Annotated in this window: 16 protein-coding genes, 1 tRNA gene and 1 pseudogene; 17 read left to right on the forward strand and 1 reads right to left on the reverse strand. The window is 62.1% G+C overall.

Translation table 11 applies throughout. The annotated features are described in order from the left end of the window. The 10 genes and pseudogenes from tuf to rpoC all read left to right on the forward strand — a co-directional run. A pseudogene (gene tuf / locus AAG793_RS16020) lies at positions 1-149 on the forward strand (elongation factor Tu); the annotation flags it as partial. Positions 150-173: 24 nt separating this feature from the next. Then, positions 174-249 (forward strand) — tRNA-Trp (locus tag AAG793_RS16025). 172 nt (positions 250-421) lie between these two features. Further along, positions 422-805 (forward strand): preprotein translocase subunit SecE, encoded by a 384-nt coding sequence (secE, locus tag AAG793_RS16030; RefSeq protein WP_341909985.1) that lies wholly within the window; start codon positions 422-424, stop codon positions 803-805. A gap of 59 nt (positions 806-864) precedes the next feature. Further along, positions 865-1,401, forward strand: coding sequence for a transcription termination/antitermination protein NusG (gene nusG, locus AAG793_RS16035; protein ID WP_341910031.1), 537 nt, complete (start codon positions 865-867; stop codon positions 1,399-1,401). A gap of 162 nt (positions 1,402-1,563) precedes the next feature. Beyond that, the gene (gene rplK, locus AAG793_RS16040; RefSeq protein ID WP_341909987.1) at positions 1,564-1,998 is read left to right on the forward strand and encodes a 50S ribosomal protein L11; all 435 of its coding nucleotides are present in this window, start codon (positions 1,564-1,566) and stop codon (positions 1,996-1,998) included. Further along, entirely contained in the window at positions 1,995-2,690 is a 696-nt protein-coding gene (gene rplA, locus AAG793_RS16045) for a 50S ribosomal protein L1 (protein ID WP_341909990.1), read from the forward strand. Before rplK ends, rplA begins: the two co-directional genes overlap by 4 nt. Positions 2,691-2,961: 271 nt before the next feature. Then, entirely contained in the window at positions 2,962-3,492 is a 531-nt protein-coding gene (rplJ, locus tag AAG793_RS16050) for a 50S ribosomal protein L10 (protein WP_341909992.1), read from the forward strand. 30 nt (positions 3,493-3,522) lie between these two features. Then, complete coding sequence (gene rplL / locus AAG793_RS16055; RefSeq protein WP_341909994.1) at positions 3,523-3,903, forward strand: 50S ribosomal protein L7/L12; 381 nt, start codon at positions 3,523-3,525, stop codon at positions 3,901-3,903. Positions 3,904-4,213: 310 nt separating this feature from the next. Next, positions 4,214-8,338 carry a DNA-directed RNA polymerase subunit beta gene (rpoB, locus tag AAG793_RS16060; RefSeq protein ID WP_341909995.1) on the forward strand — a complete coding sequence of 1,375 codons (4,125 nt, stop codon included), beginning with the start codon at positions 4,214-4,216 and terminating at the stop codon, positions 8,336-8,338. Positions 8,339-8,365: 27 nt separating this feature from the next. Next, positions 8,366-12,586 (forward strand): DNA-directed RNA polymerase subunit beta', encoded by a 4,221-nt coding sequence (gene rpoC, locus AAG793_RS16065; protein WP_341909997.1) that lies wholly within the window; start codon positions 8,366-8,368, stop codon positions 12,584-12,586. A gap of 46 nt (positions 12,587-12,632) precedes the next feature. Here rpoC and AAG793_RS16070 read toward each other — a convergent pair whose 3' ends face one another. Further along, the gene (locus tag AAG793_RS16070; protein ID WP_341909999.1) at positions 12,633-12,797 is read right to left on the reverse strand and encodes a hypothetical protein; all 165 of its coding nucleotides are present in this window, start codon (positions 12,795-12,797) and stop codon (positions 12,633-12,635) included. On the opposite strand from AAG793_RS16070, the gene AAG793_RS16075 reads away from it, so the two are divergent. The 7 genes from AAG793_RS16075 to AAG793_RS16105 all read left to right on the forward strand — a co-directional run bounded on the left by AAG793_RS16075 (position 12,781) and on the right by AAG793_RS16105 (position 20,720). Further along, positions 12,781-13,374 (forward strand): LemA family protein, encoded by a 594-nt coding sequence (locus AAG793_RS16075; RefSeq protein WP_341910001.1) that lies wholly within the window; start codon positions 12,781-12,783, stop codon positions 13,372-13,374. The genes AAG793_RS16070 and AAG793_RS16075 overlap by 17 nt on opposite strands. A gap of 32 nt (positions 13,375-13,406) precedes the next feature. After that, a complete protein-coding gene (locus tag AAG793_RS16080) occupies positions 13,407-14,429 on the forward strand; it encodes a M48 family metalloprotease (RefSeq protein ID WP_341910003.1) in 1,023 nt (340 codons plus the stop codon). 224 nt (positions 14,430-14,653) lie between these two features. After that, positions 14,654-14,995: a cytochrome C gene (locus AAG793_RS16085; protein WP_341910005.1), complete on the forward strand. Its 342-nt coding sequence runs from the start codon at positions 14,654-14,656 to the stop codon at positions 14,993-14,995. Positions 14,996-15,038: 43 nt separating this feature from the next. Continuing rightward, on the forward strand, positions 15,039-16,343 hold the full coding sequence (locus AAG793_RS16090) for an FCSD flavin-binding domain-containing protein (RefSeq protein WP_341910007.1): 1,305 nt from the start codon (positions 15,039-15,041) through the stop codon (positions 16,341-16,343). Between the two features lie 81 nt (positions 16,344-16,424). Beyond that, positions 16,425-17,768, forward strand: a complete 1,344-nt coding sequence (gene rsmB / locus AAG793_RS16095) for a 16S rRNA (cytosine(967)-C(5))-methyltransferase RsmB (protein WP_341910009.1) — start codon at positions 16,425-16,427, stop codon at positions 17,766-17,768. After that, entirely contained in the window at positions 17,749-18,417 is a 669-nt protein-coding gene (locus AAG793_RS16100) for a DUF4390 domain-containing protein (protein WP_341910011.1), read from the forward strand. Before rsmB ends, AAG793_RS16100 begins: the two co-directional genes overlap by 20 nt. Then, a complete protein-coding gene (locus AAG793_RS16105) occupies positions 18,414-20,720 on the forward strand; it encodes an ATP-binding protein (RefSeq protein ID WP_341910013.1) in 2,307 nt (768 codons plus the stop codon). Before AAG793_RS16100 ends, AAG793_RS16105 begins: the two co-directional genes overlap by 4 nt. Positions 20,721-20,811 lie beyond the last annotated feature (91 nt).

Below are 20,811 nucleotides of genomic sequence, written 5' to 3' on the forward strand. Positions count from 1 at the left end.
AAGGCAAAGAGATGGTGATGCCAGGCGATAACGTGTCGATCACGGTGAAGCTGATCAACCCGATCGCCATGGAAGAAGGCCTGCGCTTTGCCATCCGCGAAGGCGGCAAGACCGTCGGCGCCGGTGTCGTGGCCAAGATCATTGCGTAAAAAAGATTTGTAAGGGTTTGATGGAGGGGTATAGCTCAATTGGCAGAGCGTCGGTCTCCAAAACCGAAGGTTGTAGGTTCGATTCCTACTGCCCCTGCCACCCGGTGAAAAAGCGCTGATCACGCTTTGCAGTCAGGGTGGTTTGACAAGTAACAAGCAAGCCCGCCGGGAGTGAAAACCTCTGGTGGGCTTAAGCGTCTGGGGTATCCGGGAGTGATGCAGTGACATGCGTACTTCGGGATACATGAAGATTGAACAGGAAATCCGGCAGCATGGCCTCTTCTCAAGTTGAAACTGTCAGCACCAATGCAGACAAGGCGAAGCTGGCCTTGGCCATCGCTTTGGTGGTGGGCTCGCTGGTCGGGTTCTACCTCCTTGGCAAGCAGGGCCAGATCGCCCAGTGGGGCGCGCTGATTGCCGGTCTGGTGGCGGCTGTCGTGGTGTTCGTGACGTCGGAGACGGGGCGCCAGTTTGTGGCTTTCGGTCGTGATTCCGTGCGCGAAGTGCGCAAGGTGGTCTGGCCGGCCCGCAAAGAGGCCATCCAGATGACGGTCTATGTGTTCGGGTTTGTGGTGGTCATGGCGCTGTTCTTGTGGCTGACCGACAAAACACTCGAGTGGGTGTTTTATGACCTGATCCTGGGATGGAAAAAATAATGAGCGATCTGAACGGTGCGGTAATCAGCGAAGTGGCAGCAGGGGCGTCCCTGACGCCCATGCCCGGCATGCAGTGGTATGTCGTTCATGCCTATTCGGGCATGGAAAAAGCCGTGGAGCGCAACATTGTCGAGCGCATCAACCGCGCCGGCATGCAGTCCAAATTCGGCCGGTTCCTGGTGCCCACCGAAGAGGTGGTCGAGATCAAGAACGGCCAGAAGAAAACGACCGAGCGCCGCTTTTTCCCCGGCTACGTGCTGGTGGAAATGGTCATGGACGACGAAACCTGGCACCTGGTGAAGCACACCAACAAGGTGACGGGTTTTGTGGGTGGTGCCAAGAACCGCCCAGCCCCGATTTCCGAGGAAGACGTGCAGAAGATCGTCAGCCAGATGCAGGTCGGCACCGAGAAGCCCCGCCACAAGGTGGAGTTCGAGACCGGCGAATATGTGCGCGTCAAGGATGGCCCGTTCACCGACTTCAACGGCACGGTCGAGGAAGTCAATTACGACAAGAACAAGGTCCGTGTGTCGGTCACGATTTTCGGTCGTGCCACGCCGGTCGAGCTGGAATTCAGCCAGATCGAAAAGACCTGACCGGTTTCGCCGGTGCGTCCCCGTGGGGCGCGTTGGTACAGTTCCGCGCTTTGCAACTCGGCGCGGCAGGTTCGCAAGAACCGATTGAGTTGTGTAACCCCCGGGGAGCCCGGACCTGTCTTTTGACAGCGTTCAGGCGTTATGACCCGCAAGGAGAAAAGTATGGCGAAAAAAATCGTCGGCTTCGTCAAGCTGCAAGTACCAGCTGGCAAGGCCAACCCGTCCCCCCCGATTGGCCCGGCACTGGGTCAGCGCGGCCTGAACATCATGGAGTTCTGCAAGGCATTCAATGCGCAGACCCAGGGTGTTGAGCCCGGTCTGCCACTGCCTGTGGTGATCACGGCCTATGCCGACAAGAGCTTCACCTTCATCATCAAGACGCCTCCGGCCGTCACGCTGATCAAGAAAGCCATCAAGCTCGACAAGGGCTCTTCCACGCCGCACACGGTCAAGGTCGGCAAGATCACCCGTGCCCAGCTGGAAGAAATCGCAAAAACCAAAATGAAGGACATGACGGCCGCCGATCTCGACGCCGCAGTCCGTACGATTGCCGGTTCCGCCCGTTCCATGGGTGTGACGGTGGAGGGTGTTGTATGAGCAAGCTGACCAAACGCCAGAAAACCATTGGCGACAAGATCGACAGCAACAAGCTGTACGCTCTGCCTGAGGCTCTGGGCCTCGTCAAGGAATTCGCTGTGGCCAAGTTTGATGAGTCCATCGACGTGGCTGTCCAGCTCGGCATCGATGCCAAGAAATCCGACCAGGTCGTTCGCGGCGCTGTCGTGTTGCCCAACGGCACCGGCAAGACCAAGCGCGTGGCTGTGTTCGCCCAAGGCGCCAAGGCTGAAGAAGCCAAGGCCGCCGGTGCAGACATCGTCGGCATGGACGATCTGGCCGCCGAAATCAAGGCTGGCAAGATGGACTTCGACGTCGTGATCGCCTCCCCCGATGCGATGCGCATCGTGGGTACGCTCGGTCAGGTGCTCGGCCCCCGTGGCCTGATGCCCAACCCGAAGGTCGGTACCGTCACGCCGGACGTGGCACAGGCTGTGCGCAACGCCAAGGCTGGCCAGGTTCAGTTCCGCGTCGACAAGGCCGGTATCGTGCACGGCACCATTGGCCGCCGCTCGTTTGACACCGACAAGCTGCAGGGCAACCTGGCAGCGCTGATCGACGCCCTGCAGAAAGCCAAGCCGGCTTCCAGCAAAGGCGTGTACCTGAAGAAAGTCGCGGTTTCGTCGACGATGGGTGTGGGCGTTCGCGTCGACACGCAAACCATCGCAGCGTAATCGCAAAAATTCGGGCCACCCGCAAGGGCGGCCTGATGTGGTGGGCTGCTGGCACCTTAGTGCGCCGGCAGGTCATCCAAGACCGTTGGCGTACCGGCAGAAAACCTCGGTTTTCCACTGGTACTTAATCGAAAGACAGCCAACGCAGATGGCGGTCCCGCTGCAGATGGTTTGAAAAGAATCTGAAACAGTTGGTCGCTGAACATGAGCGTGTTGAAGGGGCCCGGTGCAAGCCGGATCACCCCGACAGCACATTTTTAAGGAGTAGACCTTGAGTCTCAACCGCAGTGAGAAACAAGCCGTCATTGATGAAGTGACTGGCCTCGCCGCTAAAGCTCAAACGCTCGTGATGGCGGAATACCGTGGCATCACGGTCGCTGACATGACCCGTCTGCGCAGCCAGGCCCGCGACAAAGGCGTGAACCTGAGTGTTCTGAAGAACACTCTGGCTCGCCGTGCCGTGGCCGGCAGTGCATTCGAAGTCGTCGCCGACCAGATGACCGGTCCGCTGATCTATGGCTTTTCCACAGATGCCGTCGCCGCCGCCAAGGTGGTGTCCGACTTCGCCAAAACCAACGACAAGCTGGTGATTCGCGGTGGTGCATTTGCAGGCAAATCCCTGGACGTGAACGGCGTGAAGCAATTGGCCAACATTCCTTCCAAGGAAGTGTTGCTGGCCCAGTTGTGTGGCTTGCTGATGTCGCCCATGTCGCGTACGGCCGTTGTGCTGGGCGCGCTGGCCGCGAAAAAGGGTGGCGGCGCAGCCGATGCCCCCGCAGCAGCTGAAGCTGTAGCAGCGTAATTAGTACCCAACTTTTTTAGGAAATTCAAAATGGCATTCGATAAAGACGCATTTTTGACCGCGCTGGATAGCATGACGGTCCTCGAACTCAACGACCTGGTGAAAGCCATCGAAGAGAAATTTGGTGTGAGCGCAGCCGCCATGGCCGCTCCCGCTGCTGGCGGTGGTGGTGGCGGTGCCGCTGCAGCTGCTGAAGAGAAGACCGACTTCAACGTCGTGCTGCTCGAAGCTGGCGCCAACAAGGTGTCGGTCATCAAGGCCGTGCGCGAAATCACCGGTCTGGGCCTGAAAGAAGCCAAGGACCTGGTGGACGGCGCTCCGAAGAACGTCAAGGAAGCCGCTCCAAAGGCCGACGCCGAAGCTGCCAAGAAAAAGCTCGAAGAAGCTGGCGCGAAAGTCGAACTCAAGTAATCCTCGGGTTTCAAAAAGGCTGGAAGACCCGATTCGGGCTTCCAGCCTTTCGTGCTTCAAGGCAGGCACTGAAAAGAGGGCGCAAACCGCCTTTTTCACAGTGCTCCGACGAAACACCGGAAAGCGGATTGACTTTTCATTAGTCTGCTTTCCAGTGTTTTCTGCCCCCGACTGCAGAGAACGCCTTGGTTCGGGTGACGTGCAACGCGTCACCGTCCGCCATGGTTGGTAGTGGCCAACCACCAAGTCTGCCTGGATACGCGGTGTATCCGGGCACGAGAGTCGCCAGAGCCCATAAAGCGGAGAACTCATGGCCCAAACTTCCAGTTACAGCTACACCGAACGCAAACGCATTCGCAAAAGCTTCGGCAACCGCGAAAGCGTGTTGACGGTTCCTTATTTGTTGCAGATGCAGAAAGACGCGTACACCGCGTTCCTGCAAGCCGACCGTGCGCCACAGAAGCGCACCAATGAAGGTCTGCAGGCTGCCTTCGAGAACGCCTTCCCCATCGTCTCGCACAACGGTTTTGTCGAGATGAAGTTCATCGAGTACAACCTGGCCAAGCCCGCTTTTGACGTGCGCGAGTGCCAGACCCGTGGCCTGACCTTTGCATCGGCCGTGCGTGCCAAAGTCCAGCTGATCATCTATGACCGTGAATCGTCGACGCCGCAGTCGAAGGTGGTCAAGGAAGTGAAAGAGCAGGAAGTCTACATGGGCGAAGTGCCGCTCATGACCGACAAGGGCTCGTTCGTCATCAACGGGACCGAGCGCGTGATCGTGTCCCAGCTGCACCGCTCGCCCGGTGTGTTCTTCGAGCACGACAAGGGCAAGACCCACAGCTCCGGCAAACTGCTGTTCTCGGCCCGCATCATCCCTTACCGCGGTTCGTGGCTGGACTTCGAGTTCGACCCGAAAGACATCCTGTACTTCCGCGTCGACCGCCGCCGCAAGATGCCGGTGACGATTCTGCTGAAGGCCATCGGCCTGAACCCGGAATCCATCCTTGCCAACTTCTTCGTGTTCGACCACTTCCGTCTGATGGACAGTGGCGCGCAGATGGAATTCGTTGCCGAGCGCATGCGTGGTGAAGTGGCCCGTTTCGACATCACCGACAAGTCCGGCAAGGTCGTCGTGGCCAAGGACAAGCGCATCACCGTGCGCCACACCCGCGAGCTGGAGCAAAGCGGCACCACCACCATTTCCGTGCCGGAAGACTTCCTGATCGGCCGCGTGGTCGCCAAGAACATCGTCGATGCCGACACCGGCGAGATCATCGCCAAGGCCAACGACGAGCTGACCGACGTGCTGCTCAAGAAGCTGCGCCTGGCTGGCGTGCAGGACCTGCAGGTGCTGTACACCAACGAACTCGACCAGGGCTCGTACATTTCGCAGACCCTGCGCTCCGATGAAACCGCCGACGAGTTCGCCGCGCGCGTGGCCATCTACCGCATGATGCGCCCCGGCGAGCCGCCGACGGAAGACGCGGTGCAGGCCCTGTTCCAGCGCTTGTTCTACAACCCGGACACCTATGACCTGTCGCGCGTCGGCCGGATGAAGTTCAACGCCCGTGTGGGCCGCGACTCCTCCACCGGCCCCATGGTCATGACCAACGAGGACATCCTCGCCGTGGTCAAGATCCTGGTGGACCTGCGCAACGGCAACGGTGAAGTCGATGACATCGACCACCTCGGCAACCGCCGTGTGCGTTGCGTCGGTGAGCTGGCCGAGAACCAGTACCGCACCGGTCTGGCGCGTATCGAAAAGGCCGTGAAAGAGCGTCTGGGTCAGGCCGAGCAAGAGCCGCTGATGCCGCACGACCTGATCAACAGCAAGCCGATTTCAGCCGCCCTGAAGGAATTCTTCGGCGCCTCGCAGCTGTCGCAGTTCATGGACCAGACCAACCCGCTGGCCGAGATCACCCACAAGCGCCGTGTATCGGCCCTTGGCCCCGGTGGTCTGACCCGCGAGCGTGCCGGCTTTGAAGTGCGTGACGTGCACGTGACCCACTACGGTCGCGTCTGCCCGATTGAAACGCCTGAAGGTCCGAACATTGGTCTGATCAACTCGCTGGCCTTGTACGCCCGCCTCAACGAGTACGGCTTCATCGAGACGCCATACCGCCGCGTCGTGGACGGCAAGATCACCGACCAGATCGACTACCTCTCTGCCATCGAAGAAGGCAAGTACGTGATCGCCCAGGCCAATGCGGCCCTGGACGCCGCGGGCAAGCTGACCGGTGACCTCGTCTCCGCCCGTGAAAACGGCGAGTCGGTGCTGGTCGGTGCCGAGCGCGTTCAGTACATGGATGTGTCGCCTGCGCAGATCGTCTCTGTGGCAGCTTCGCTGGTTCCGTTCCTGGAGCACGACGACGCCAACCGCGCGCTGATGGGCGCCAACATGTCCCGTCAGGCCGTGCCTGTGCTGCGGCCCGAGAAGCCGCTGGTCGGCACTGGCATCGAGCGCGTGGCAGCGGTGGACTCCGGCACGGTGGTCACCGCCAACCGCGGCGGCGTGGTCGACTATGTCGATGCCACCCGCATCGTGGTGCGTGTGAACGACGCGGAAGCACTGGCCGGCGAAGTGGGTGTGGACATCTACAACCTCATCAAGTACCAGCGTTCCAACCAGAACACCAACATCCACCAGCGCCCGATCGTCAAGATCGGTGACAAGCTGGCCAAGGGTGACGTGATTGCCGACGGCGCATCGACTGACCTGGGCGAGATCGCCATCGGCCAGAACATGCTGATCGCCTTCATGCCATGGAACGGCTACAACTTCGAAGACTCGATTTTGATCTCCGAGCGTGTGGTGGCTGAAGACCGCTACACCTCGATTCACATCGAGGAACTCGTGGTCATGGCGCGGGACACCAAGCTGGGTGCTGAAGAGATCACTCGTGACATTCCCAACCTGTCCGAGCAGCAGCTCAACCGTCTGGACGAGTCCGGCATCATCTATGTCGGCGCTGAAGTCCAGCCGGGCGACACGCTGGTGGGCAAGGTCACGCCGAAGGGCGAGACCACGCTGACGCCGGAAGAAAAACTGCTGCGCGCCATCTTCGGCGAAAAAGCCAGCGACGTGAAAGACACTTCGCTGCGCGTGAGCCAGGGCTCGCAGGGCACTGTGATCGACGTGCAGGTCTTTACCCGTGAAGGCATCACGCGCGACAAGCGTGCCCAGCAGATCATCGACGACGAACTCAAGCGCTTCCGCCTCGACCTGAACGACCAGCTCCGCATCGTCGAAGCCGACGCGTTCGACCGCATCGAGAAGCTGCTGATCGGCAAGGTCGCCAATGGCGGCCCGAAGAAGCTGGCCAAAGGTACCAAGATCGACAAGGCCTATCTGGCCGATGTCGAGAAGTACCACTGGTTTGACATCCGCCCGGCGGATGACGAAGTGGCTTCGCAGCTGGAAAGCATCAAGAACGCCATGGAGCAGACGCGCCACAGCTTCGACCTCGCGTTCGAAGAAAAGCGCAAGAAGCTCACGCAGGGCGACGAGCTGCCAGCCGGCGTGCTGAAAATGGTCAAGGTCTACCTGGCCGTCAAGCGCCGCCTGCAGCCTGGCGACAAGATGGCTGGCCGTCACGGTAACAAGGGTGTGGTGTCCAAGATCGTTCCGGTCGAAGACATGCCTTACATGGCCGACGGCACACCGTGTGACATCGTGCTGAACCCGCTGGGCGTGCCATCGCGCATGAACGTCGGTCAGGTGCTGGAAGTTCACCTCGGCTGGGCTGCCAAAGGTCTGGGCCAGCGCATCGGCGACATGCTGCAGGCTGAAACCAAGGTGGCCGAGCTGCGCAAGTTCATGGACACGCTGTACAACAAATCGGGCCGCACCGAAGAGCTGAACAAGCTGTCGGATGCAGACGTGCTGGAGATGGCACAGAACCTGACCACTGGTGTGCCATTCGCCACCCCGGTGTTCGATGGTGCTTCGGAAGAAGACATCATGACCATGCTCAAGCTCGCTTACCCGGACGACATCGCCAAGACCAAGGGCCTGACGGCGACGCGCACCCAGGCCCAGCTGTACGACGGCCGCACTGGCGACCAGTTCGAGCGCACCACCACGGTGGGCTACATGCACTTCCTGAAACTCCATCACCTGGTGGACGACAAGATGCACGCCCGCTCGACCGGCCCTTACTCCCTCGTCACGCAGCAGCCGCTGGGCGGCAAGGCGCAGTTCGGTGGCCAGCGTTTCGGCGAGATGGAGGTCTGGGCACTGGAAGCCTATGGCGCTTCCTACACGCTGCAGGAAATGCTCACCGTCAAGTCCGACGACGTGCAGGGCCGTACCAAGGTGTACGAGAGCATCGTCAAGGGCGAGCACGCCATCACGGCCGGCATGCCGGAGTCGTTCAACGTGCTGGTCAAAGAGATTCGTTCGCTCGGTATCGACATCGAGCTGGAACGCAGCTAATCAACAGGAAAGAAAAGGATTTAACACATGAAATCATTACTCGACCTGTTCAAGCAATTCACGCCGGATGAGCATTTCGATGCCATCAAGATCGGCATGGCCTCGCCCGAGAAGATCCGTTCCTGGTCTTTCGGTGAAGTCAAGAAGCCTGAAACCATCAACTACCGCACCTTCAAGCCCGAGCGTGACGGCCTGTTCTGCGCCAAGATCTTCGGCCCGATCAAGGACTACGAATGCCTGTGTGGCAAGTACAAGCGCCTGAAGCACCGCGGTGTGATCTGCGAGAAGTGCGGCGTTGAAGTCACGCAGACCAAGGTCCGCCGCGAGCGCATGGGTCACATCGACCTGGCCGCCCCGTGCGCGCACATCTGGTTCCTGAAGTCGCTGCCGTCGCGTCTGGGCCTGGTGCTCGACATGACGCTGCGCGACATCGAGCGCGTGCTGTACTTTGAAGCATACGTCGTCACCGACCCCGGCATGACCCCGCTGAAGAAGTTCAGCATCATGTCGGAAGACGACTTTGACGCCAAGCGCAAGGAATACGGCGACGAGTTCGTGGCCAAGATGGGCGCTGAAGGCATCAAGGACCTGCTCGAAGGGCTGGACCTCGACGTTGAAATCGAGAAGCTGCGCAACGACCTGACCGGTTCCGAGATCAAGATCAAGAAGAACGCCAAGCGTCTGAAATTGATGGAAGCGTTCAAGAAGTCCGGCATCAAGCCCGAGTGGATGGTGCTCGACGTGCTGCCCGTGCTGCCGCCGGACCTGCGTCCGCTGGTGCCGCTGGATGGCGGCCGCTTTGCGACCTCTGACCTGAACGACCTGTACCGCCGCGTCATCAACCGCAACAGCCGTCTGCGCCGCCTGCTGGAACTGAAAGCGCCTGAAATCATTGCCCGCAACGAAAAGCGCATGCTGCAGGAAGCCGTGGATTCGCTGCTGGACAACGGCCGCCGTGGCAAGGCCATGACGGGCGCCAACAAGCGCGCGCTCAAGTCGCTGGCCGACATGATCAAAGGCAAGTCAGGCCGTTTCCGCCAGAACTTGCTGGGCAAGCGCGTCGACTACTCGGGTCGCTCGGTCATTACCGTGGGCCCGACCCTCAAGCTGCACCAGTGCGGTCTGCCCAAGCTGATGGCTTTGGAGCTGTTCAAGCCCTTCATCTTCGCGCAACTCGAATCGCGCGGCATCGCCACCACCATCAAGGCGGCCAAGAAGGAAGTCGAATCCGGCACGCCAGTGGTGTGGGACATCCTGGAAGAGGTCATCAAAGAGCACCCCGTGATGCTGAACCGTGCGCCCACGCTGCACCGTCTCGGCATTCAGGCCTTTGAGCCCATCCTGATCGAAGGCAAGGCCATCCAGCTGCACCCGCTCGTCTGCTCGGCCTTCAACGCCGACTTCGACGGTGACCAGATGGCTGTCCACGTGCCGCTGTCGGTCGAGGCGCAGATGGAAGCCCGCACGCTGATGCTGGCTTCGAACAACATCCTGTTCCCCGCCAACGGCGAGCCCTCCATCGTTCCTTCGCAGGACGTGGTGCTGGGCCTGTACTACACGACGCGCGACCGTACCAACGGCAAGGGCGAAGGTCTTGTATTTGCCGACACCGGCGAAGTCCGCCGCGCGTTTGACGCGGGCGAGCTTGACCTCAACGCCCGCATCAGCGTGCGCCTGACCGAGTACACCAAGGACAAGGCCACCGGCGAGTTCGTGCCATCGACCAAGCTGTGGGAAACCACCGGCGGCCGTGCACTGCTGTCGGAAATCCTGCCCAAGGGCCTGCCTTTCTCCAACATCAACAAGGCGTTGAAGAAGAAGGAAATCTCCAAGCTCATCAACGTGTCGTTCCGCAAGTGCGGTCTGAAAGAGACCGTGGTGTTTGCCGACAAGCTGCTGCAGTCGGGCTTCCGCCTGGCGACCAAGGCCGGCATCTCCATCTGTATCGATGACATGCTGATCCCGAAAGAGAAGCCGGCCATCATTTCGCGCGCCCAGAAGGAAGTCAAGGAGATCGAGCAGCAGTATGTCTCGGGTCTCGTGACCTCCGGCGAGCGTTACAACAAGGTGGTGGACATCTGGGGCAAGTCTGGCGACGAAGTCTCCAAGGTGATGATGGCCCAGCTCTCGAAAGAGAAGGTGCTGGACCGCCATGGCAAGGAAGTCGAGCAGGAATCCTTCAACTCCATCTACATGATGGCCGACTCCGGTGCCCGCGGTTCTGCCGCGCAGATCCGTCAGGTGGCCGGCATGCGGGGTCTGATGGCCAAGCCGGACGGCTCCATCATCGAGACGCCGATCACCGCGAACTTCCGCGAAGGCCTGAACGTGCTGGAGTACTTCATCTCCACGCACGGCGCCCGTAAGGGTCTGGCCGACACGGCACTGAAAACCGCCAACTCCGGTTACCTGACCCGTCGCCTCTGCGACGTGGTGCAGGATCTGGTGATCACGCAGGAAGACTGCGGCACCACCGAAGGCTCCGTGATGCGCGCCATCGTCGAAGGTGGTGAGGTCATCGAGTCGCTGCGCGACCGTGTCCTCGGCCGTACCACGGTTGAAGACGTGCTGCACCCCGAGAACCGTGCGGTGCTGGCGAAAGCCGGCGTCATGCTGGACGAAGACCTGATCGAAGACCTCGAAGCAGCCGGCGTGGACGAAGTGAAGGTGCGCACTGCCCTGAACTGCGAAACCCGTTTCGGCCTGTGCGCCAAGTGCTACGGCCGCGATCTGGGCCGTGGTGGCCTGATCAACGTCGGCGAGGCGGTCGGTATCATCGCCGCCCAGTCGATTGGTGAGCCCGGCACGCAGCTGACGATGCGGACCTTCCACATCGGTGGCGCGGCATCGCGTGCAGCGATTGCCTCCAGCGTGGAAGCCAAGTCCAACGGCGTGATCGGTTTCAACGCACCGATGCGTTATGTGACCAACAGCAAGGGTGACCTGGTGGTGATTGCACGTTCCGGCGAGATCATCATTCACGATGAGCATGGCCGCGAGCGCGAGCGCCACAAGGTGCCTTACGGCGCCACCCTGGCCGTCAAGGCCGACCAGACCATCAAGGCCGGCACCGTGCTGGCCAATTGGGATCCGCTGACCCGACCCATCATCACCGAATTCGCCGGCAAGGTGCTGTTCGAGAATGTGGAAGAGGGCGTCACCGTGGCCAAGCAGGTCGACGAGGTGACTGGTCTGTCCACCCTGGTGGTGATCGATCCGAAGCGCCGCGGCGCGACCAAGGTCATCCGTCCGCAGGTCAAGCTGATCGATGCGTCCGGCAATGAAGTCAAGATCCCTGGCACCGATCACTCGGTGACCATCGGCTTCCAGATCGGCGCGCTGGTCCAGGTGCGTGACGGTCAGGACGTGGGCCCCGGCGAAGTGCTGGCCCGTATCCCGATTGAAGGCCAGAAGACCCGCGACATCACCGGCGGTCTGCCGCGTGTGGCCGAGTTGTTCGAAGCCCGTACGCCGAAAGACAAGGGTACGCTGGCCGAGATGACCGGTACCGTGTCCTTCGGCAAAGAGACCAAGGGCAAGGTTCGCCTGCAGATCACTGATCCCGAAGGCAAGGTCTGGGAAGACCTCGTGCCGAAGGAAAAGAACATCCTGGTGCACGAAGGCCAGGTGGTCAACAAGGGCGAGAGCATTGTGGACGGCCCGGCCGATCCGCAGGACATCCTGCGCCTCTTGGGCATGGAAGAGCTGGCCCGCTACATCGTCGACGAAGTGCAGGACGTCTACCGCCTGCAGGGCGTGAAGATCAACGACAAGCACATCGAGGTGATTGTTCGCCAGATGCTGCGCCGTGTGGTCGTCGAGAACGTGGGCGACTCCAGCTACATCGCGGGTGAGCAGGTCGAGCGTTCCGCCATGCTGGATGCCAACGACGCCCTGCGCGCCGAAGGCAAGATTCCTGCGACCTTCAGCAATCTGCTCCTGGGTATCACCAAGGCATCGCTGTCGACCGACTCGTTCATCTCTGCGGCTTCCTTCCAGGAAACCACCCGCGTACTCACCGAGGCTGCCATCATGGGCAAGCGCGACGAGCTGCGTGGCCTGAAAGAGAACGTGATCGTCGGCCGCCTGATCCCTGCCGGTACCGGCATGGCTTACCACGAGGCACGCAAGGCCAAGGACCAAATGGACGACGCCGAGCGCCGTGCCATCGCCGAAGCCGAAGCTGCGGAACTTGAAGCCATGCCTGCGTCTGCCGATGCAGGCGGTGAAGGCGCAACCGCCGAGTAAGCGGCCAACGCCTTCGTGCCCTGAACGGCACCCTAACCCCACACCTTCACCGGGTGTGGGGTTTTTTCTTGTCCGCTTTTTTGCCCGCATTCAGCGCTGACTCCGGATCAGCGCCAGCAGTCAGGCGGTAGTTGGCGGCGAACAAAACGGGTAACCTCGGCACCTTGTGTTCAACCTTGGGAGAGGAAATCCGCATGTCATTCAACTCCATCGCGTGGATTGTGTTTGGTGCGCTGCTGGTGTTCTGGGCGGTCGGCGCCTATAACCGGCTGGTGCGTCTGAAAAACACGATTGCCAACGCCTTCGGGCAGATCGATGTGCAGCTCAAGCGACGCTACGACCTGATTCCCAATCTGGTCGAGGCCGCCAAGAAATACCTGCAACACGAGCAAACCACACTGGAGGCGGTGACGACCGCGCGCAACCAGGCACGGACGGCCAGCGAGGCGGTTCGCAGCCGGCCCGCCAATGCGGCTGCCGTCACAGCCTTGTCGGTGGCCGAACAGGCCCTGGATGGCAGCCTGGGGCATTTCTTCGCGGTGGCCGAAGCCTATCCCGAGCTCAAGGCCGACCAGACCATCCGTGACCTGAGCGAGGAACTCACCAGCACCGAGAACAAGGTCGGCTTTGCGCGCCAGGCCTACAACGACGCGGTGCTCGACTACAACAATGCGCAGGGCCAGTTCCCGGCGGTGCTGATTGCCCGCCTGTTTGGCTTTGCGCCGTCGGCCATGCTGCGTGTCACGGAGAGCGCGGCGGAGCGCGAGGCGGTTCGCATCCAGCTGTGAAGGTGGCAAGGGCGTTTTTCGCGTGATGGTCTATGCGCTTTTTTGAACACCAGCAAGAGGCCCGGTCGCAAACGCTGCGGCTGTTGCTGCTGTTCGCGGTGACCATCGTGGCGCTGGTGTTGGCCATGAATGCCGCGCTGGCCCTGGTCTGGCAGATGGCCTCTGGTGCGCTCACCGGCTTCAGTGCCTGGCGCGGCTACCCGCAGCACTTTTTTGCCGTCAACACCGGCGTGATCCTGCTGTTCGTATTGGGTGGCTGGTGGCTGGAAACTTCGAATCTGCGCGGTGGTGGTGAAAAACTCGCGCGCCGGGTCGGTGCCCGCGAGGCTTGGCCAGCCAGCCGTGACGACGAGCAGCGCCTGTGCAACATCATCGATGAACTGGCCATTGCCGCCAGCCTGAAGCCGCCGCTGGCGATGGTCTTGCCCCGTGTCGACAGCATCAACGCCTTTGCGGCCGGCTGGGACGAAGGGGATGCTGTGGTGGCCGTCACGCAGGGTGCGCTGGACCGGCTCACGCGCGACGAACTGATGGGCCTGGTGGCGCATGAATTCAGTCACATCCGCGAGGGCGACATTCGTCTGAACATGCGCCTGGCTGGCATGGTCTTTGGGCTGGAGATGCTGTTCAACCTCGGTCGAACCCTCTGCGAGCCGAACGATGCAGGGCGCCGCACGGTAGTGGCCATTCCCGGTTTTGCCATCGAGATCGTTGGCTCGCTCGGATGGCTGGCCGGGCGCGTCCTCAAGGCGGCGGTGTCGCGGCAGCGTGAGTTTCTCGCCGATGCCCGCGCGGTGCAGTTCACCCGCAGCAGGCAGGGTCTGGCGGGTGTGCTGCGGAAAATTGCACAGGAACTTGATGCGGCGGGCGGGGCCGCGCGTGCTGGCAGATCGACGGCAATTGTGGATCCGGCGGTTCAGCACATGCTGCTGGTCGGCACGGCCGCAGACCATCGCTGGTTCGCCAGTCACCCGCCGCTGGCGGAACGCATACGCCGCATCGAGGGTCTGTCGGCCAGACCGCACACGCTGCCCGCCGACACGCCCACTCTTTAGCCGCCAGGGCGCCACGCCTCATTCGCGTGGGTTATCAGCACATTGCGAATGATTGGAAGGAAACCCGCTCGCGAGGGGCTGAACTACTGGATACTCCCTAGCGGGCACCCAGAGCCCCAAGTTAAATTACGGCTTGAGGTGGCATACACACCGGCGACGCACATTCCGGCGAGCCCAATCCCACGGAGCCGACTGGCCCTTGACTGAACACTGCAGGAGAACCCATGAGAATCCCGACCCTTCCCTCCTCGATGACTTCGCTGGCATCGCTGCTGTTGATGGCGTGCCTTTCCACCGCTCACGCCCAGAGCGATGGGACGAAGGAGGCGCTGTATGTCAGAAGCCTTGCCGCCACCTGCGCCAACTGCCACGGAACCAACGGCAACGCTGTGGCCGGCTCCAGCGTGACCTCTCTGGCGGGTCTGCAGCCGGCGTATTTTGTTGCGCAGATGAATGCCTTCAAGAACGGCACCCGCCCCGCGACGGTGATGCACCAGATCAGCAAGGGCTACAACGACGCGCAAATCGCTACGCTGGCCACTTACTTTGCAGCGCAAAAGAAGTGAAGAGAAGTGACGAAGTGACCACACCGAACGCAAGGAATCCATCATGACCCATCACTCCACTCTCAAAGCCGGCCTTCAGCGCCGCTCCGTCCTGCAATCTGCCGCCGCGCTCAGCCTGCTCGGTCTGGCGGGCTGCGCCAGCACGCGTGTGCCTGCCAAAGCGCAGGTGGTGGTGATCGGCGGCGGCTACGGCGGTGCCACCGCAGCCAAGTATGTGCGCATGCTGTCCAACTACCGCATGGACGTGGTGCTCATCGAGCCACAGGAGGCGTTTGTTTCCTGCCCGATTTCCAACCTGGTGCTCAGCGGCGTCAAGCAGGTCGGCGACCTCACCACCTCGTATGCGGGCCTCTCGAAGAACCACGGCGTGACCGTGGTCAAGGATTACGCCAGCGCCATTGATACCGCGAAGAAAACCGTCACCCTCGGCCGTGGCGGCACCATCGCTTACGACAAGCTGGTGGTGAGCCCCGGCGTTGAATTGATGCTGGGCAGCATCGAGGGACTGAAAGAGGCCAATGCCTCGGGCCAGATCCTGCAGGCCTGGAAAGCCGGGCCGGAAACCGTGGCCCTGCGCCGTCAGCTCGAAGCCATGCCCGACGGCGGCGTCTACGCCATCACGATTCCTGAGGCGCCTTATCGCTGCCCACCTGGCCCTTACGAGCGGGCTTCGGTGATTGCCGGTTACTTCAAGGCGAACAAGCCCCGCAGCAAGGTGCTGATTCTTGACGCCAACCCCGACGTGACGTCCAAGGGCCCGTTGTTCAAGAAGGTGTGGGCCGAGCAGTACAAAGGCATCATCGAGTACCGCGGTGACCACAAGGTCATGGCAGTGGACGCGAAGGCTGGCACCATCAAGTTCGACGTGCAGGACAACGTGAAGGCCAATGTGCTCAACGTGCTGCCCGCCATGCGAGCCGGGACCATCGCCGTGCAAACGGGGCTCAACAACCAGGCCAACAACCGCTGGTGCGGCGTCAATTACCTGACCTTTGAGTCGACGGTCGCCAAGGACGTGCATGTGCTGGGCGATTCGATTCAGGCCGCGCCGGCCATGCCCAAGAGCGGCCACATGGCCAACAACCAGGGCAAGGTGGCGGCGGCTGCCATCGTCGCGCAGCTGTCGGGCTGGGATGTGAACCCGGCGCCCATGCTGGCCAACACCTGCTACAGCTTCATCGATCCCAAGAATGTCATTCACGTTGCCAGCGTGCATGAGTATGTGGCGGCTGAAAGAACCTTCAAGACCGTCGCCGGTTCGGGTGGCGTGAGCGCCGCCCCGAGCGAGCTCGAAGGTGTCTATGCGATGAACTGGGCCAGCAATATCTGGGCTGATACTCTGATCTAGTCTCTACGGCTGGATTGAACCCCACGGGCGACCGTGGCGGCTGGTCTAATACGGGGGCTGTCTTTCGGGGCAGCCCCATCCATGTCAGACCACTCTTCCCCAACTCCCCTCTGGCGCCAGCTTCAAGGCGCTGCTTCGCTTCTGCTGGCGGTGCGTGCCGGCCGGTCCATGACGGCTGCGCTGGAGACGGTCGATGCCACGCTTCGCCCCGGCGTTCAGGCGCTGGGCTTTCACACCTTGCGCTGGCTGGGGCGGGCCGAGGCGGTGCGGCAGCAACTCGCCAAACGCCCGCCGCCCGAAGATGCCGATGCCTTGTTGTGTGTCGCACTGGGTTTGCTGGTGCACACGGCGGGTGAGCACGAAACACCGCTCTACACCGACTTCACGCTGGTCGATCAGGCGGTGGAAGCTGCCAAACGCAGCGAGGCGACGCGGCATCAAGCGAGCTTCATCAATGGCTGCTTGCGGGCTTTTCTGCGCGACAGGGATGCCGTGATGGCGCGGGCGCACAAGCACCCGCAGGCGGTCTGGAACCATCCGCAGTGGTGGATTGACCGCCTGCGCAAGGACCACCCGAACCAATGGCAGGACATCCTGCGTGCCAACAACGCCCAGGCGCCCTTGATCCTGCGGGTGAATACGCGCAAGACCACGCAGGTGGCCTACCTGCAAGCGCTGGCAGGGCAGGGCATTGAGGCCACAGCCACCGGGCCGTACGGCGTGGTGCTGCCGGTCGCGCATGCGGTCACCACGCTGCCCGGGTTCGCTGAGGGGCATTTCTCCGTGCAGGACGCCGCCGCGCAACAAGCTGCGCCCTTGTTGCTCGATGGCTTGAAGGCGCCCGCAGGTCGCCCCTTGAGGATTCTCGACGCCTGCGCTGCCCCCGGCGGCAAAACGGCACACCTGCTGGAGCTGGCTGACGCCGAGGTGACCGCCCTGGATATCGACGGCCGCCGTTGTGAACGGATTCGGCAGAACCTTGCCCGGCTGGGCCTGCAGGCCCGCATCACGGTGGCTGACGCCGCCCAGCCCGAGGATTGGTGGGATGGTGAGCTGTACGACGGCATTCTGCTGGATGCGCCCTGCACCGCGTCGGGCATCGTGCGCCGCCACCCTGATGTGCGATGGCTGCGTCGCCCCACAGACATTGCGCAGCTCGCGGCCATTCAGGCCCGGCTGCTGGCCACGCTGTGGCCGCTGGTCCGGCCGGGCGGGCGTTTGCTCTACTGCACCTGCTCTGTTTTTCGCCAGGAAGGCGACCAGCAGACGCAAACGTTTGTTGCGCACCACACCGATGCCGTATTCATGCCATCGCCCGGGCATTTGCTGCCCCAAAGTGGCGTGGATGCGACGGTATTCCCGGACAATTTGAGTCGTGATCACGACGGTTTCTATTACGCGCTGCTTGAAAAACAAGGTTCCTGAACGGATCCGGCACGCCTCGGGCCGCTGGTGGCAGGCCTGTCGTGGCGCAGTGCTGGCGCTGATGGTGGCGTGGAGTGCCGGTGGTGCACACGCGACCGACATCTCGCAATTGCGGGTGGAGCGCAGCGACGACGGTGTATATCTGTCGGCGCAGGCCCGGTTTGAGCTGCCCCCGGTGGTCGAAGATGCCCTGCTCCGGGGCATTCCGCTGTTTTTTGTGGTCGAGGCCGACATTTACCGCGACCGCTGGTACTGGACGGACCCGCGCGTGGCGAGCGCCGCCCGCACGCTGCGGCTGGCCTACCAGCCACTGACCCGGCGCTGGCGCCTGAACATCGCGGCGGGGGTCATCAGCAATTCGGCCGGCCTGCGCGCCACGCTGAACCAGAACTACGAATCGCTGCCCGAAGCACTGGCTGCCATCCAGCGGATTGCGCGCTGGCGGATCGCCGAGCCGGCTGATGTGAACCCGAACGCGACCCATCGGCTGGAGTTCAGTTTCCGGCTCGATTTGTCGCAGCTTCCACGCCCCTTCCAGATTGGCGTGGCCGGTCAGCGTGACTGGAACATCTCGGCGCAGGTCAAGGAACGCTTGAAGCTCGAACCGCTGTCGCCGCCCACCAATCTGGGCACCGAGGTCTCGCAGTGAGTCTGCCGGCCCAACTGGTCAGCCTCAAAAGCAGTCGGGCGTTTCGCTGGACGGTGGGTGTGGGCGTGGCCACCATGGTCGCGCTCGGGCTGGTGCTGCTGTTCCTGCTGACCCAGGCCACTGGCAACCGCGAGCTGTATGAGCGCAATTATGCGCTGCTGCTGGGGCTCAATGTGGCCGTGGCGGGTTTGCTGCTGCTGGTGATCGGCTGGATCGTCGTTCGCCTTGGGCTGCGGCTGCGGCGCGGCCGTTTTGGCAGCCGACTGCTGGTCAAGTTGGCGGCGATTTTTGCGCTCGTCGGCCTGATGCCCGGCTTGATGATTTATGTGGTGTCTTACCAGTTTGTGTCGCGCTCCATCGAGAGCTGGTTTGATGTCGAGGTCGAAGGTGCACTGGCCGCCGGCCTGAACCTCGGCAGGGCGACGCTGGACACCCTGGCGGTGGACCTCGGCAACAAGACGCGCCAGGCCGCCGCGCAGGTGGCCGAAACACCAGACGCCATCGCTGGTTTGACGCTTGAGCGGCTGCGGGAACAACTGGCCGCCAGTGACGTGGTGCTGTGGAGTGCATCGGGCCAGGTGATCGCCAGCGCCGGTGAATCGCGCTTTCTCTTCAAGCCCGAGCGGCCATCGTCATCGCAACTGCGCAACGCCCGCGCGCAGCGGGTGGTCACGCAGGTCGAAGGGCTGGACGAGGTGGTCACCGCCGGCAACGGCGAGCTGGCCGCCGGCGGGGCGCCGCCAGGGACCGGGCAGGTGGCCAGCACGTCAGCACCGCGCATCAAGGCGATTGCGGTGGTCAACAACTCCAACGTCAGTGTGCTGGGCGATGCCCGCTTCCTGCAAGTCACGCAGTTGCTACCCAGCGGGCTGGTGGAAAACGCCATTGCTGTCCAGGAGGCCAACCGCGAGTACCAGGAGCGGGCGCTGGCCCGTGGCGGCCTGCGGCGCATGTACATCGGCACGCTCACGCTGAGTCTTTTTCTGGCGGTGTTCGGCGCGGTGCTGCTCGCGGTGGTGCTGGGCAACCAGCTGGCCAAACCGCTGCTGGTACTGGCCGAAGGCGTGAAGCAGGTGGCGCAGGGCGACCTCACGCCCAAGGCAGCTTTGGGTGGCAACGACGAACTGGGTGGCCTCACGCGCTCGTTTGCCGACATGACGCAGCAGCTCTCGGATGCGCGCACCGCCGTGCAGCAGAGCATGAGTCAGGTCGATGCCGCGCGCGCCAACCTGCAGACCATTCTGGACAACCTTACCGCCGGCGTGATCGTGCTCGACGTGCGCGGGCAGATCCAGTCCAGCAACCCCGGCGCCACCCGCATCCTGCGCGCACCGCTGGCGGCCTACCACGGCCGGTCGCTGGCCGAGGTGCCGGGGCTGGAGGCCTTCGCCCGCGACGTGCAGGCTCAGTTTGCCGATTACCTGAGCACCAACCTGGGCGACGGTGCGCCCCACGGCATGGAGCACTGGCAGCAATCGTTCGAGCTCAACCCCAGCGTGCCCGGTGCGCCAGACAACGCCACCACCATCATTGCGCGCGGCGCCAAGATGCCCGGCACTGAAGAGTTTTTGCTGGTGTTTGACGATGTATCTGAAATGGTCTCTGCCCAGCGCGCGCAGGCCTGGGGCGAGGTGGCCCGCCGGCTGGCGCATGAGATCAAGAACCCGCTCACGCCTATCCAGCTGTCAGCCGAGCGGCTGGAGATGAAGCTGAACGGAAAAATCGGCGAGACCGAGCAACTGCTGCTCACCAAGTCGGTGAAGACCATCGTCGATCAGGTCGATGCGATGAAACGGCTGGTCAATGAGTTCCGCGACTACGCACGCCTGCCGGCGGCAGAGCTCAAGCCGGTGGACCTCAATGCGCTGGTGACCGACGTGATGCAGCTCTACGCCAGCGAAAACGCCGTGGTGCCGGTCTTCACAGAACTCGACCCGAAGGCGCCGCGCATTCAGGGCGATGACCAGCAACTGCGGCAGGTGATCCACAACCTGCTGCAGAACGCACAGGATGCGCAGGAGGGGCGGCCCGGCGGGCGCGTGGTGCTGAAAACCGAGTTCTCTGAAACCTCAAAGCGCGTTCGCCTGAGCGTGCGCGACAACGGTACCGGCTTTCCGGAACACATCCTCAAGCGGGCGTTCGAGCCCTACGTCACCACCAAGGTCAAGGGCACCGGCCTGGGTCTCGCAGTGGTGAAAAAAATCGCCGACGAGCACGGCGCGCGCATCGATATTTCCAACCGCGTTACCGACGGCGTGGTGCAGGGCGCGCAAGTGTCGTTATCATTTGCAGTTGTGGCATAACAACACATTCAGTAACACATCGGTGCGGTGGCCTGGCAGGTCTCTTCTCCGGCGGACGGCTGGAAAGACATACATAAAACATTGGGCATAA

Origin of the sequence: Polaromonas sp. YR568 (assembly GCF_943372955.1) — a bacterium.
Classification (GTDB): domain Bacteria; phylum Pseudomonadota; class Gammaproteobacteria; order Burkholderiales; family Burkholderiaceae_C; genus Polaromonas.

Excerpts from the sequence above, each read along its gene's own strand:
- AAG793_RS16075 (WP_341910001.1), top strand. The coding sequence starts at position 12,781 with ATGTCATTCAACTCCATCGCGTGGATTGTGTTTGGTGCGCTGCTGGTG.
- rpoC (WP_341909997.1), top strand. The coding sequence starts at position 8,366 with ATGAAATCATTACTCGACCTGTTCAAGCAATTCACGCCGGATGAGCAT.
- secE (WP_341909985.1), top strand. The coding sequence starts at position 422 with ATGGCCTCTTCTCAAGTTGAAACTGTCAGCACCAATGCAGACAAGGCG.
- rpoB (WP_341909995.1), top strand. The coding sequence starts at position 4,214 with ATGGCCCAAACTTCCAGTTACAGCTACACCGAACGCAAACGCATTCGC.
- AAG793_RS16085 (WP_341910005.1), top strand. The coding sequence starts at position 14,654 with ATGAGAATCCCGACCCTTCCCTCCTCGATGACTTCGCTGGCATCGCTG.
- rplA (WP_341909990.1), top strand. The coding sequence starts at position 1,995 with ATGAGCAAGCTGACCAAACGCCAGAAAACCATTGGCGACAAGATCGAC.
- rplK (WP_341909987.1), top strand. The coding sequence starts at position 1,564 with ATGGCGAAAAAAATCGTCGGCTTCGTCAAGCTGCAAGTACCAGCTGGC.
- rsmB (WP_341910009.1), top strand. The coding sequence starts at position 16,425 with ATGTCAGACCACTCTTCCCCAACTCCCCTCTGGCGCCAGCTTCAAGGC.
- nusG (WP_341910031.1), top strand. The coding sequence starts at position 865 with ATGCCCGGCATGCAGTGGTATGTCGTTCATGCCTATTCGGGCATGGAA.
- AAG793_RS16090 (WP_341910007.1), top strand. The coding sequence starts at position 15,039 with ATGACCCATCACTCCACTCTCAAAGCCGGCCTTCAGCGCCGCTCCGTC.
- AAG793_RS16070 (WP_341909999.1), bottom strand. The coding sequence starts at position 12,797 with ATGGAGTTGAATGACATGCGGATTTCCTCTCCCAAGGTTGAACACAAG.
- rplL (WP_341909994.1), top strand. The coding sequence starts at position 3,523 with ATGGCATTCGATAAAGACGCATTTTTGACCGCGCTGGATAGCATGACG.
- AAG793_RS16080 (WP_341910003.1), top strand. The coding sequence starts at position 13,407 with ATGCGCTTTTTTGAACACCAGCAAGAGGCCCGGTCGCAAACGCTGCGG.